The following is a 12,641-nucleotide window of genomic DNA, read 5'->3' as shown; positions in this document are numbered from 1 at the left end:
GTAGCGAGGATGTGTTTTTTGTGTTAATATGATGTTAATACACGCAACACGAAAGAAAGAAGTAGTGAAATTTGAATTATTTTTTAAAAAAGTGATAAAAAAGTAAAAAACAGGCTATATATCGGATGGAATAATGTTTCCGGATAGCTTTTAAGGCTTCGGAAAGATGTTTTTTAACGGTATTTTTTAAAATACCCAGTTCCGCGGCTATCTCATCTAAAGAATACCCCTCATTACGGCTCAACCTATACACTTGCTGTTGCTGTTTAGGCATTAAAATTAGTGCTTCGTTGGTAATCCGCTGCAATTCGGCCAGCAAAACATCATCTTCGGTAGTATTTACCGATGCCTTCATATCCTGGTAAAGCCTTTCGGAAACATTTTTAGATGTAGCCAATTGCCTGATGCTGTTTAAGGATAATCGGCGCGCTATGGTAAAAAGATACGGCGATAAAGGATAGCTTTCATCGAGCTTTTGCCTGTTTATCCAAAGTTGCAGCATCGTTTCCTGTATCACCTCTTCGGCAAGCTCCTTGTTTTTAAGATAACGGAAACTGAAATGGTATAATTTTTTAAACCAACGCTCAAACAAAATCTTAAAAGCAGCTTCGTCGTCCTGTTTCAGCCTGATAATCAAGGCAAAATCAGTTACATCTGCTGTTTCTTTCATTCGTTTAAAAAGAGGTATGGGGAAAATACTCAGGCTAATTTAAACAAAAGTTGCGAAATTATAATCTTACGATGTAGTAATTGTTAAAACATAGGTGTGATGGAAGTGGCTTATTCATCCGGAAATTGCATGCAACGGGAAAAATGCTGCGGACTTACTCCCGGCTAAGTACTTATGACTTAACAGCTAAGCCGTTGGCGCTTTGCCGAACTTTTTTTTGAAAGAATGCGAAAAATGAGAAAGGCTTTCAAATCCTAAATCAAGGTAGATGGCCGATGGCTTTTTGTTTTTGTTCTCGATAAGATGCCGGGCTTCCATCAGTCTTTTTTCCTGGAGCCAATGGCGGGGCGCCATGCCGAATGTTTTTTGAAAGTCGCGCTTAAAGCCGGCAAGGCTCCTGCCAGTAAGCTGCGCAAATTTTTCAACAGGCACGTTGAAATTAAAATTGCTGAGCATAAACATTTCAAGATCGATTTTATGAGGCTCCGAGAAATCGAACAGAAACTCCCTGAGCTGAGGCATGGCACGCAGCAACAATTTTACTCCTTCGTTCACTTTTAAAATGCCCATCTCGGTACTTAACTTTTCTGCCGGATTGCGGACGTAGGGAATTACCGACTGAAAATACCCTTGCAAAAAATCATCTACCGGGATAAGTACATTGGGTGCCCCCGTATATTTATGCTTGATCTCAATTTGCTCTTCCAGGGCAATCTTTCTGAGCAGGTCTTCCTGCAGCCTGATCACGATGGTTTCATAATCTTCGTCTGGCAGCGGCGCTTTGGTGATCTGCCCCAGTTGATTTTTGCCTATCAGCAGCATCTGGCCCCGCTTCATGGAAATTTTCTGACCCGAGGTTTCCAAAGTAAAATGCCCCGAAACCTGCAATACCAACATATTGCTCGACAGAAAGCTCACTTTCTCCGTTAGCCTATTGGCGAGATAAGAGTAAAATATGACCCCGGGAATTATTTCAGTTGGATTAGTCATCATGTAAAGATATAAAATAGATGGGGCTTATGTGAAGCCCCATCCCCTATCGCTGCAGGTATGTTCCGCCCAGTATGGCACCCAGCGCAAAATGGGTGTTCAAAGTATTCAGCTCATCCGGCGTGAATGCAATTTCCATGGCGTGTATATTTTCAGGTAAACGTGTTCTGCGGCTCATGCTCACCAATGGCATGATATGGCTGCCCTGCGCGTTCACCCAGGCAATAGCCAATTGTGTTGGTGTACATCCTTTTTGTTCAGCCATCGCTTTCAATACCTCAACCTTCTCCAGGTTTTTGGTCAGATTTTCTCCCTGGAAACGCGAAAAATTGTTTTGGTAGCTATCAGCGGCAAGTGGCGCCTTCATCTGGCCGGTAAGCAAGCCTTCGGCTGTATTGGCAAAGGCCACTACGCCTATACCCAGTTCTTCGGCCGCAGGTAGCAAATCGCTTTCTATTTGCCTATCGGCCAGCGAATAACCTATTTCTAACGCGGTTACGGGGTAAACGCTGTTAGCCTTGCGCAGTTGATCGGCAGTAATTTCAGAAACGCCGAGGTGACGCACCTTTCCTTCTTTAATCAGGTCGGCTACCGTCCCGATCACATCTTCCACAGGCACGCTGTTATCCATGCGGCAGGGTTGGTACAGGTCGATAGTATCGATGCCCAGACGCACTAACGAGTAGTTGATGAAGTTTTTAATAGCTATAGGCCGCAGATCCAAACCCAACCAATGGCCGTTATGAAAAATAGCGCCAAATTTTACGCTGATGAAGGCTTCATCCCTTCTACCTTTAATAGCCTGCCCTACCAGCAGTTCGTTGTGGCCTGCGCCATAAAAATCGCCGGTGTTCAAAAAATTAATGCCGCTATCCAGGGCCGTCCTGATGGTGGCGATACTTTCACTTTCATCTGGCCTTGGGCCTCCCCAAACTGATGACATGCGCATGCAGCCCAGCCCGAGTTTAGATACGAGCGGGCCATTTTTCCCGAGGTTTATTTTTGTTACGTTGCTCATTGTTGTTTGCTATGTGTTAATAAAACAAAGATCAACCTTTACATTCGATAGCGTATTTCGTGCGCGGCTCAATTTACTTGTCTGAACGGCTCACTTAAATAGTCTCTAAACAAAAAAAGTCCCTCTAAACTGCGTAGCGCTCATGCACGTCAAAAAAAGCCCCCTCTAAATCTCCCCCGGTTGGGGAGACTTTTTTCTTTTTTTTAGCCATACCTACCGTTGGGGCTTGGGTGGGGCTTATTACCGGGGAGGGTTTGGTGGGGTTTGGGCTCCAATTAATTTTCACCATCCCAATATTTTTGCCAATTTTAAGGCGTTCCACATCGGTATACAAAATCAGTAATCAATGCCCTCAACTATCCCTCATGATATCCCTATAAAAAACAAGCTGGAAACCGGCCTTGTTTTAAAAGTGAGCCTCATGAAGGAGGTGATTAAACCCACAACACCGCACCGGCATGCCGATTATCACGAACTGATCTGGCTGCGTGAGGGCTCTGGTTACCACGAGATTGACGAGGTTAATTTTGAGGTGCAGGCGCCGGTTGCCTTTTACCTGCGACCAGGGCAAACCCACCGCTGGAATTTCAGCAGCATCCCCAAAGGTTATGTGATTCTTTTTAAAGAGGAACTGTTAAAAAAAGACGACATCGATTTGTTGTATAATTTACCGGCGCAGGTGCCCGTAGCCGACGAGAGCCTGCTGTTCATTATTTTAGCGGCATTTTATGCGGAATATAAAGCCAAAGTGCCTGAGCTGGAGATCCATACCGCTTACCTGCACTTTTTGATAGCCAAACTAAGGCAGTATGCCGCTAACGGCGCATCAATACCCATAAAAGGCATACACGATATTTTTCAGCAATATAAACGCCTGGTTAACTCACATTTTCTCGAACAGAAACAGCCTGCCTTTTATGCGGGGCTTTTGCATATCACCACAGCCGCGCTTAATGAGGCCTGTAAAAAAGCGGTGGCTAAAACGGCTTCGGCAATAATTAACGAGCGGGTTTTGTTAGAGGGCAAGGTATTTCTCTCGGGAACGGCCAAGCCCATCGGCGAAATTGCCGGCATTTTACAATTTTCGGACTCGCCCCACTTTATTAAATTTTTTAAACATCATACCAATTTAACGCCCGGCGCTTATCGCCAACTGGCAATGGCTAAAAAATAGCCATACAATTATTACACGGTATTATACAATAGCCTTAAAAACGCTTTTATTTACTTTAGCCGCACTATACCCAGGTATTTTTATGCGAACTTTTAAAGCGTTTCTGCTATTTTTTTCAATTGTATTTTCAAATTTACTGATGGCCCAAACCGCCACTATTAAAGGGCGGGTTGCCGACCGGCAAAGTAAGCAGCCGGTGGAGTATGCCAGCGTAGCCCTGCTCAAAAGTACGGATTCGGTGCTGATCAGCGGGACGGTTTCTAAAGCCAACGGCACCTTTCAGTTTGACCATGTTGCAAGCGGCAAGTACTTGCTTAAAGTAGCGTTTATAGGTTACCATAACCAGTACAGCGCTGTTATAACGGTGGGAAGCGGATTATATAACGCCGGAACCATCCTGTTATCTCCGGGCCAGCAATTATTGAACGAGGTAAACGTTAGCGGGCAAGCAGCCGGTTCTATCAATAAAATAGATAAGCAAAGCTATAAGGCGGCTCAGTTTGAGCTGGCAAAAGGCGGCTCGGCTGTAGATGTATTAAAAAACCTGCCATCGGTTTCGGTAAACGGCGAAGGCGAAATCAGGCTGAGGGGCTCCGCCGGGTTTATGGTGCTCATTAACGGCAAGCCGGTACTCACAGACGCGCAAACGGTATTAAGCCAGTTGCCTGCCAATGCTGTGGACAACATCGAACTTATTACCGCCCCATCGGCCAAATACGACCCCGACGGCCGCGGCGGCATCATCAACATTATCACTAAAAAAGGCGCGAGCGATGGTTTTACGTTAGCTACTAACGTGCAGGGTGGGCTACCGGCCTTAAATGATTTTGGCAATAGCCGCAAACCGCAACGCTACGGTGCCGACCTTACCCTGAACTACCGGAAAAACAAGTGGGACATATCTGTTGGCGGCAATTATAACCGCAACGATAACGCAGGTTACCGCGAAGGCGATGTGTACACCAAAAACTTTGCTAACAATACCATCACCAGGTTTCCGTCGGCCGGCGAAAGAAGCTTTAAAAAATACAACTATGCCGGCCGCGCTACAATTAACTATGCTGCCGATGCCTCGAACACGTTTTCTGCAGGCTTTTTTATGGGTAAACGCTACCAGGACCGGATTGCCGACCTGCTATACCACAATACCACATCAAACTTAGCCACCAATGCGTTAATTCAAAGCAACACTTATTATAACTCCAACCAGCAAACCAAGCAGGGCGATTTTTCGTTGGCCAACTTTGATTATACGCACACGTTTCAAAACAAAGCAACACTTACGGCAGGCATGGTGTATGAGCATGCCAATCTTTATGGCGATACCAAAAACCGCAACCTGAAATATCCCAACACTACAGACACGATACAATATGTTTACAACCCCTATAAGCGCCCCATTAACGGATACCGCTTTAAGCTCGACCATAGCTTACCACTTGGCAAGGGAAAATTAGAGAGTGGTTACCAACTGAGGTATGATACCCAGGACGGGCAGTTTGATTACAGTGTTACCCCCTTAACGGGCCAAACTGATATTGCCAAATTTAACGGCAGTCTGCACGCCAAAAACATGATCAACTCCTTTTACACCCAATATTCGGGCAAGGCGTCGAAACTGGAATATACCGGCGGCTTGCGTTACGAGTATGCCACCCGAACGGTAAATATCTCGTACGACAGCAAGCCCCACCAGCTTGATCTATCTAACCTGTTCCCTTCGGCCAATTTATTGTACAGTTTTACCGAGGCCTGGAAATTGAAGGCCGGTTACAGCAAACGCATTAATCGCACCACAAACCTGGAGCTGAACCCTATACCCGAAAGAGAGCACTCTGAAACGCTGGAACAGGGCGACCCCGACCTGCTGCCCGAATTTATTGACCTGGCCGAACTGGGTACCATCCATAATTTTAAACAGGGATCTTTTTTTGCAACCTTGTATTATCAGCATATTAAAAACCCCATACAGCGGCTAAACAGCGTTTATGCCGATACCATACTGAACCGGGTATACAGCAACGCAGGCAACGCGCGACTATTTGGCCTGGAGGCAGGCACCAATTTACAACCGGCCAAATGGTGTACGCTTTACATGGGCGCTAACTTGTACAACTATAAAATAAACGGTAATATTAACATACTGGGCACGCCAACCACGGTAAACAACAGTAACTGGGCTTACAGTGTTAATGCCAATAGCAGCTTTATGCTTAATAAAACCCTGAGCCTTGGGGCCAATGTTAACTACCTGTCTAAACGGCCAACCGCACAGGGCGAGGATTCACAGTTTTTTGTACCCGGTACTTCGCTTAAAAAAACGCTGATGAACGGCCGCCTTGCCGCCTCGCTCCTATGGCAGAACATGAATATTTTTAATGCCAACAAACAGCGCATCACCACACAAGGCCCCAACTTTTATACCACCACCAACTATATTTATGAAACCAACGTTTTCATGATCAATTTGGCTTTTAACCTCAACAAATTTACCGGCAAACTTAAACTACCCAGCAGCGAGCTCAACGATAAGGAGTTTTAAATTTAGTGATGGATATTGATGATGCCAAACAGCTGAAGTTATCCCCAAAGTTCTGCGGCCTCCTTTTTAAAAAAACGCGATAACAGCAGCATCGAGCCAGGCACCGTGATGAGCCATGGCGAGCCGATCCATAATGTCGCTGTGGAAAAATGAGGGTAAAAATAAGTGATGCAGATTAGCGGTACAACAAAGCCGTTTGCCAGCAGAAAGTGGCTGAGCCATAAGGTATCGCTGTTATTTTTCAAAGCAAAAGCGGCCATCAAAGTGGCTATGCCCATACAGATGTAGCCAAGCGCGTCGATAGTCCAGAAAAACGATTGGGGTTTTACCGTTAACAGCGTTTCGCGCCGATCGTGCAACGAAGCCGGTATCACGGTGGCTAACTGCACACCGTATATCAGCACTACATAAACGGTGTACAACAGGGCGAACAACAAAGCGGCATGGCTCCAGAAACGGCGCTCCTCCGGCAGGATATAATGAAAGGCCAGCATGGCCAGTAAAAAAGGCTGGGCGATAGCCAGGGAAAAGCCATAAATGAGACGATCATCTAACGGATATTTTAACGTGCCAAGTACCTGCAGGATCTGAACGATGCCATACCCCAGCGTAGCCAGCAATGCCACCAGGGCGCAATAAAAACCGGTGATTGCCATGTTCCTTTTCATGGATGCAAAATTAAAGTTGCAACAAACCAGGGCAAATGGCAGAAGTCACGCAGTGGGGTGATTGTTAACTCTATAACCGCGATTGGTTCAAAAATCAAATCAAAGCCCCTCTAAATCTCCCCCCGGTTGGGCATAGCCGTCAATTTAAGTAGCTGTACTCATATATTGTTGATTTTCAGTTATTTAATTTTTAGGCGCGGTTTGCCCGCATGGGCAAACCTATGTATTTTTACTCTCATATTTTTCGTTTTTTAAGGCGGGGAGGTTTAGATGACCCCGCCTTTCTTATTTTTGTTTAACTATCTAAATATAGTATTTAAATATCTAATAATCAAATACTTATTACAATTTCTTCTATTTTTAACCTATGTTTTCTGTGCTCTTTTGAAAGGTGCTTTAAGTTTAATTTCTCCAACAGAGCTAACCACTTTGAGCATATCCCTAAAAGCTGCGCTCGCAATTCTTCTTTCGTAGAAGCGATTAGTCGATGCACCTTTAAAACACTAATTTGACCTATCTTACCGATAGCCATGCATATTTTCCAACTCAAAACTGCCCAGATCAACTTACTGTATAATATACTGGTTATACGATCCGAACTTCCTTTGGGGAACGTGTGTATCTTTAAAAACGACTTCCATGCTTTAAAAACCAATTCTATCTGCCATCGCAGGTGATATAACTTTTGGATCAATTCAGCGCTATATTTTTCGCTCACCAGGTTGGTAACAATAAAGTTAAACCCTGCCCGCTCTTTGAATCCCTTACTGGTGGTACTGCCTTTCTTTTTATTGTACTTTTCAGTATTGGCTATCCGCCTTGCCTTGAGCTCTTCACTTACCGGTTCTATTATTATCCTTACCGGCATCTTATCAGCTCCGATATATACCTGTTGATCAAATACGCCGGTTATGCCTTGTAGTTTCGACAACTCTAACTTTTGGTATTGGTCGTCCTTTAATAGATAAATCGTTGTTTTCGGACATAATTTATTAATAAAGAAAGCTTTGACTTTGTTAATATTGTTCATATAACTCAAGTGAGTGTAACCCAGATCTCTCATATATAATACCCCCGGCTGAATTGATGCCTTGTCCAGATGACTCTCACCCTGGTCATTTGCGTTGGCCGGAGTTACTTTGATATCGCTTTTACCACTTTTGATTTCAAATTCAAATTGTACAGATGCTCCCGCTTTCATCCCACTTCCTTTTGTTCCGGGGAATGTCTCTGCAATAACTTCCGGCAACGCGAAACGGGTAGAATCTTTGATACGGATCTCCAAGCCCTGTGTTTGCTCTTGCGGTAACTCAACTGCTATTAATTGCTCAAAAACGGCTTGTACAAACTTTGTCATATTGCTGTGATGTCTTTGATGCAATGCCTGCTTCGAAATATCAAGCCCATCCCTCCGCATTAACTGCATACTCATGCCGTTAAACGATTGATCTCCATCAAATAACGCCATATCCAATAGTTCCTTGCCTCCCACTTTTCGTTTGCGTTGTATAGCCTCTGTTTTACGGGCCAGGCCATCTAACACCGTTGGTTCAAATAGTTCCGAACTCATTCGCTCGAATAATGACTGCAATTTTGCAGTTCCGATTCTTGCTCTAAAAAAATTTTATCCCTTTTTTTTCTAAAGTTGACGGCTATGCCCGGTTGGGGAGACTTTTTTTTCTTTTTTAAGCCCTACTACCGGGCTACCGTGTACCCATATCTTTTTAAGTAAAACCTCATCGGGGTTGAAGCTCGGTAGCATATTGATGAAATGGATTTTGCGTACCATAGGTACGCAACTTCTTCGCTTTTTTGATAGCCACAATTCAAGAGAACAGCGCATCACACAGCGGATATGTACCTTACCTACGGCACGAAACGTTTGTGATTGATCATTTCTACCGAGCTTTTACTCCTCCGGAGTATTTTTAATGATACCCAAAAGATGTGGGTACACGGTAGGCTACCGGGGAGGGTTTGTTAATCAGCAACCTTTATACAAAAAACCATCATCAGCCAAATTAACGACTACCATCATGCCATACATCACTGTAAATCAATAGCTTTACCACTCAGACTTATCGCCATAAACAATACTTTTGGGTAGGGGGGGATGCTGATGGTATTGGTGATACAGATTTAACATAGATAACATACTGATGACCTATCTTACAATAATTAATAAATGTGGAACGATGGTGAGGTATTTAATATACTGCTTATGTCTGAGTATGTTAACCGGCTGCAGCAATGCAGATAAGTCTATCAAAGTGAAGGGCTCTGATACGGAGGTCAATTTAGCGGTAAGCCTGGCCGAAAACTTTTATAAAGTGCATTCCGACTTTAGCGTGGCCATCTCTGGCGGCGGTTCGGGACTGGGTATAGCCTCGCTGCTCAACGGGCAAACGGATATTGCCAATTCATCCCGGCCGTTAAATAGTGAGGAAATTGAACTGTTAAAAGCAAAGGGCATTGCTATCCGTACGGTTATTTTTGCCGAAGATGCTACCGCCTTTATCGTTCATCGCGATTTTCCCTTAGATTCTATCGATGTGCCATCTTTAACCAGGATATTAAACGGACAGTACAAAACCTGGAAACCGGTTACCGGGCAGGATATGGCTGTGAATATTTACGGGCGGCAAAGCAATTCGGGCACGCACTCCTTTATAAGCAAAAAGTTAAACATACAATTTAGCCGGGATGCCAAAGAGATGAATGGGAGTGCACAGATTGTGGAAGGCATCAAGCGCGATAAGTCGGGCATAGGATACGTTGGTGCGGGCTATATCCTTCACGGTGGTGTTAACCAGCCGGTTAAAGTGTTAAAAATCACATCAAAAAAAGGAATAAAATCTGTATCTCCTTTGGATACAAAAGCAATAGCGGCCCATCTGTACTATTTTCAACGCCCGTTGTACCAATTCATTCCAATCACATCCTGGAATAAGGTAGATGCCTTTATAGATTTTGAAAAAAGTGCCGCCGGCCAAAAGATAATTACAGAGTCAGGCTATTACATCATCCCACGATAACCATGAAATTAGCGATAAGAGAGAAAACAGATCAGGCGGCAAAATTACTTTTCAGGATGACCGGCCTTATGGTGATCGCTATCCTGGCGGGAATATTTTTGATGCTGCTCTGGAATACAGGAGCCTTTTTCTTGAAGGTAAAACCCTTCGATTTTATTACTGGCACCCAGTGGAACCCTTCCGGAAACCCCGCAAATTACGGGATGCTACCTTTATTGGTAAGTACCAGCCTGGTTACTTTTGGAGCAATGTGCATTGCCATCCCTTTAGGGATAGGAACGGCTGCATACCTATCGGACTATGCAGGTAAAAAGTTAAAAAGCTTTTTAAAACCAGCTATCGAGATGCTGGCTTCGGTGCCCTCGGTAGCCATTGGATTTTTAGGTATCGTGGTATTGGGGCCGGGCATTGCCCGGATGGCCGGTCAATCTAACGGATTAAACGCCCTCAACGGCGCAATATTACTGGCTGTCATGTCCTTACCAACTATCATCACCGTAACGCAGGATGCCCTGGAAGGTGTTCCTAATGCTTATAAGGAAGCCAGTTACAGCGTTGGCGCCAACCGTTGGCAAACTTTAATACAGGTAACCATACCAGCCGCCGCGCCGGGCATTTTGGCGGCGGTTATGTTGGGTGTTGGCCGGGCAATTGGCGAAACCATGACCGTACTGATGGCTACCGGCAACGCCTCTGCTTTTCCAACAGGATTCTTCCATTCGGTGCGTACCATGACAGCCACCATCGCCATCGAGATGGGCGAAGTGCCTTATCAAACCACGCATTACTACGCACTTTTCGCTATAGCGGCGGTGCTGTTTTTGATGACGCTGCTGGTTAATATTGTAGGCGAGCATTATGTAAACAAATACCGTAAATACCAGGCATCATGATCAAAAAATTAACACCGGTTATTGAATGGGGAACTTTGCTGTTAAGTACTGGTTTAGTGTGCTTTTTCCTGGTAGCTATCCTTTGGGATCTGATCAGTAAAGGGGCGCCATCCTTATCGTGGGCATTCATCAGCACATCCCCCACCGACGGCATGACCAGGGGAGGTATACTACCCGCCATTATAGGCACGCTGTTGCTTACCATCATCACAGCGCTGGTTGCTGCGCCCTTCGGCATTTGCTGCGCCATCTACCTCAATGAATACGCGGCCGATAGCTGGCTCACCCGCATCATTAGGGCTTCGATCCGGAATTTAGCTGGCGTGCCCTCTATCATCTATGGCTTATTCGGCCTGGCGCTGTTTGTGCAGGGCCTGCAAATGGGCACCTCACTTGTGGCAGCAGGCTTAACCCTTGGCCTTTTATCGCTTCCTTACATTATCATCACCACCGAAGAAGCGCTGCGCCGCGTACCCAACCGCATGCGCGAAGCTGCCCTTGCCGTTGGAGCCACCCAATTTGAATCTATCCGCGATGTGGTATTACCCTCCGCGGTTCCGGGCATGCTAACGGGGCTGGTGCTTACCCTATCCCGCGCCGCGGGCGAAACTGCTCCTATCCTTTTTACCGGCGTGGCTTTTTATATCAACAAACCGGCGGGTTATTTAAACCAGGAGTTTATGACGCTGCCTTACCATTTGTATATGCTATCTACCCAGCACCAGGCTATAGAACAAGTTAGGCCGCTGGCTTACGGCACGGCACTGGTATTAATTATATTGGTATTCCTTTTAAACCTATCGGCATTTTATATCCGTTATCAATATAGTAAGCATGAATAATGAACACATCAAACTATCGGCAACCGATGCCAGGTTATGGTTCGGCAAAAAGCAAGTGTTGAAGAACGTGAACGTAGCTTTTCCCGAAAATAAAATAACTGCGCTTATTGGCCCTTCAGGCTGTGGCAAAAGTACCTTGCTGAGATGCTTTAACCGGATGCACGACCTATCTGCCGATGCCCGGATTACCGGAAATTTTTTACTTGAAGATCAGGATCTGTATCGTGGTAATCTTTCGGCCACCGCCGTACGCAGGCGCATCGGGATGGTTTTTCAGCAGGCTAATCCCTTCCCCAAGAGCATTTATGAGAATATCAATTATGGCTTAAAGATCAATGATATTTCGAAAGAAGAGCGCCCCGGCATTATTGAAAACGCCTTGAAAGAAAGTTATATCTGGGACGAAGTAAAAGATGATCTGCAAAAACCGGCCACCAGGCTTTCAGGAGGGCAGCAGCAACGCCTATGCATAGCGCGGGCAGTTGCTTTACGCCCAGAAGTGATATTGATGGATGAACCATGCTCAGCCCTCGACCCCATCAGCACTTCGAAAATTGAAGAACTGATACTGAAACTCAAACAAGACTATACGATTGTTATTGTAACGCACAACATGCAGCAGGCCCAGCGCATAGCCGACCAAACAGTTTTTATGTACCTCGGCGAAATTATTGAGGCGGGCAGCACCAGGCAAATATTTAATGATCCGCAGGCGGAACTTACGGGCAATTATGTACAGGGGCACTTTGGGTGACAGAGCCTAAGCTTTACGAAACAAACAAAGCAAATACTGTTGTTGCCTGAAAATA

General features: G+C 45.2%; 12 protein-coding genes. 6 read left to right on the top strand and 6 right to left on the bottom strand.

Annotated features, from left to right (window positions below; all coding sequences use genetic code 11):
- Positions 1-76: 76 nt before the first annotated feature.
- The 3 genes from MUCPA_RS23555 to MUCPA_RS23545 form a co-directional block, all read right to left on the bottom strand.
- Positions 77-670 carry an RNA polymerase sigma factor gene (locus MUCPA_RS23555; protein WP_008509790.1) on the bottom strand — a complete coding sequence of 198 codons (594 nt, stop codon included), beginning with the start codon at positions 668-670 and terminating at the stop codon, positions 77-79.
- 186 nt (positions 671-856) lie between these two features.
- Positions 857-1,663 (bottom strand): helix-turn-helix domain-containing protein, encoded by an 807-nt coding sequence (locus MUCPA_RS23550; RefSeq protein WP_233276786.1) that lies wholly within the window; start codon positions 1,661-1,663, stop codon positions 857-859.
- 43 nt (positions 1,664-1,706) lie between these two features.
- Positions 1,707-2,678 carry an aldo/keto reductase gene (locus MUCPA_RS23545; protein WP_008509788.1) on the bottom strand — a complete coding sequence of 324 codons (972 nt, stop codon included), beginning with the start codon at positions 2,676-2,678 and terminating at the stop codon, positions 1,707-1,709.
- A 346-nt stretch (positions 2,679-3,024) separates the two neighbouring features.
- On the opposite strand from MUCPA_RS23545, the gene MUCPA_RS23535 reads away from it, so the two are divergent.
- A complete protein-coding gene (locus tag MUCPA_RS23535) occupies positions 3,025-3,852 on the top strand; it encodes a helix-turn-helix domain-containing protein (protein ID WP_008509787.1) in 828 nt (275 codons plus the stop codon).
- An 82-nt stretch (positions 3,853-3,934) separates the two neighbouring features.
- Positions 3,935-6,394: a TonB-dependent receptor domain-containing protein gene (locus MUCPA_RS23530; protein WP_008509786.1), complete on the top strand. Its 2,460-nt coding sequence runs from the start codon at positions 3,935-3,937 to the stop codon at positions 6,392-6,394.
- Between the two features lie 38 nt (positions 6,395-6,432).
- On the opposite strand, the gene MUCPA_RS23525 is transcribed toward MUCPA_RS23530, so the two are convergent.
- The 3 genes from MUCPA_RS23525 to MUCPA_RS38345 form a co-directional block, all read right to left on the bottom strand.
- Positions 6,433-7,062, bottom strand: coding sequence for a hypothetical protein (locus MUCPA_RS23525; RefSeq protein WP_008509785.1), 630 nt, complete (start codon positions 7,060-7,062; stop codon positions 6,433-6,435).
- A gap of 331 nt (positions 7,063-7,393) precedes the next feature.
- The gene (locus tag MUCPA_RS23520; RefSeq protein ID WP_008503844.1) at positions 7,394-8,632 is read right to left on the bottom strand and encodes an IS4 family transposase; all 1,239 of its coding nucleotides are present in this window, start codon (positions 8,630-8,632) and stop codon (positions 7,394-7,396) included.
- A gap of 69 nt (positions 8,633-8,701) precedes the next feature.
- On the bottom strand, positions 8,702-8,851 hold the full coding sequence (locus MUCPA_RS38345) for a hypothetical protein (RefSeq protein WP_169316201.1): 150 nt from the start codon (positions 8,849-8,851) through the stop codon (positions 8,702-8,704).
- Between the two features lie 370 nt (positions 8,852-9,221).
- Between MUCPA_RS38345 and MUCPA_RS23515 the strand changes: the two genes are divergently transcribed.
- From MUCPA_RS23515 to pstB, 4 genes are read left to right on the top strand one after another with little or no spacing between them, the layout of a single operon-like run.
- Positions 9,222-10,097 carry a PstS family phosphate ABC transporter substrate-binding protein gene (locus MUCPA_RS23515; protein WP_233276785.1) on the top strand — a complete coding sequence of 292 codons (876 nt, stop codon included), beginning with the start codon at positions 9,222-9,224 and terminating at the stop codon, positions 10,095-10,097.
- 2 nt (positions 10,098-10,099) lie between these two features.
- Positions 10,100-10,990, top strand: coding sequence for a phosphate ABC transporter permease subunit PstC (pstC, locus tag MUCPA_RS23510; protein ID WP_008509783.1), 891 nt, complete (start codon positions 10,100-10,102; stop codon positions 10,988-10,990).
- Entirely contained in the window at positions 10,987-11,832 is an 846-nt protein-coding gene (gene pstA / locus MUCPA_RS23505; RefSeq protein WP_008509782.1) for a phosphate ABC transporter permease PstA, read from the top strand. Before pstC ends, pstA begins: the two co-directional genes overlap by 4 nt.
- Positions 11,825-12,586, top strand: coding sequence for a phosphate ABC transporter ATP-binding protein PstB (gene pstB / locus MUCPA_RS23500; protein WP_008509780.1), 762 nt, complete (start codon positions 11,825-11,827; stop codon positions 12,584-12,586). Before pstA ends, pstB begins: the two co-directional genes overlap by 8 nt.
- Positions 12,587-12,641 lie beyond the last annotated feature (55 nt).

It is taken from the genome of Mucilaginibacter paludis DSM 18603 (assembly GCF_000166195.2).
GTDB classification, from domain to species: domain Bacteria; phylum Bacteroidota; class Bacteroidia; order Sphingobacteriales; family Sphingobacteriaceae; genus Mucilaginibacter; species Mucilaginibacter paludis.
Note: the sequence above shows the minus strand (reverse complement) of the source record. Positions and strands in the feature narration are given on the sequence as shown.

Coding starts and splice junctions, on each gene's coding strand:
- MUCPA_RS23520 (WP_008503844.1), bottom strand. CDS start 8,632: ATGAGTTCGGAACTATTTGAACCAACGGTGTTAGATGGCCTGGCCCGT.
- MUCPA_RS23555 (WP_008509790.1), bottom strand. CDS start 670: ATGAAAGAAACAGCAGATGTAACTGATTTTGCCTTGATTATCAGGCTG.
- pstB (WP_008509780.1), top strand. CDS start 11,825: ATGAATAATGAACACATCAAACTATCGGCAACCGATGCCAGGTTATGG.
- MUCPA_RS38345 (WP_169316201.1), bottom strand. CDS start 8,851: ATGGTACGCAAAATCCATTTCATCAATATGCTACCGAGCTTCAACCCC.
- MUCPA_RS23530 (WP_008509786.1), top strand. CDS start 3,935: ATGCGAACTTTTAAAGCGTTTCTGCTATTTTTTTCAATTGTATTTTCA.
- pstC (WP_008509783.1), top strand. CDS start 10,100: ATGAAATTAGCGATAAGAGAGAAAACAGATCAGGCGGCAAAATTACTT.
- pstA (WP_008509782.1), top strand. CDS start 10,987: ATGATCAAAAAATTAACACCGGTTATTGAATGGGGAACTTTGCTGTTA.
- MUCPA_RS23525 (WP_008509785.1), bottom strand. CDS start 7,062: ATGAAAAGGAACATGGCAATCACCGGTTTTTATTGCGCCCTGGTGGCA.
- MUCPA_RS23535 (WP_008509787.1), top strand. CDS start 3,025: ATGCCCTCAACTATCCCTCATGATATCCCTATAAAAAACAAGCTGGAA.
- MUCPA_RS23545 (WP_008509788.1), bottom strand. CDS start 2,678: ATGAGCAACGTAACAAAAATAAACCTCGGGAAAAATGGCCCGCTCGTA.
- MUCPA_RS23550 (WP_233276786.1), bottom strand. CDS start 1,663: ATGATGACTAATCCAACTGAAATAATTCCCGGGGTCATATTTTACTCT.
- MUCPA_RS23515 (WP_233276785.1), top strand. CDS start 9,222: ATGACCTATCTTACAATAATTAATAAATGTGGAACGATGGTGAGGTAT.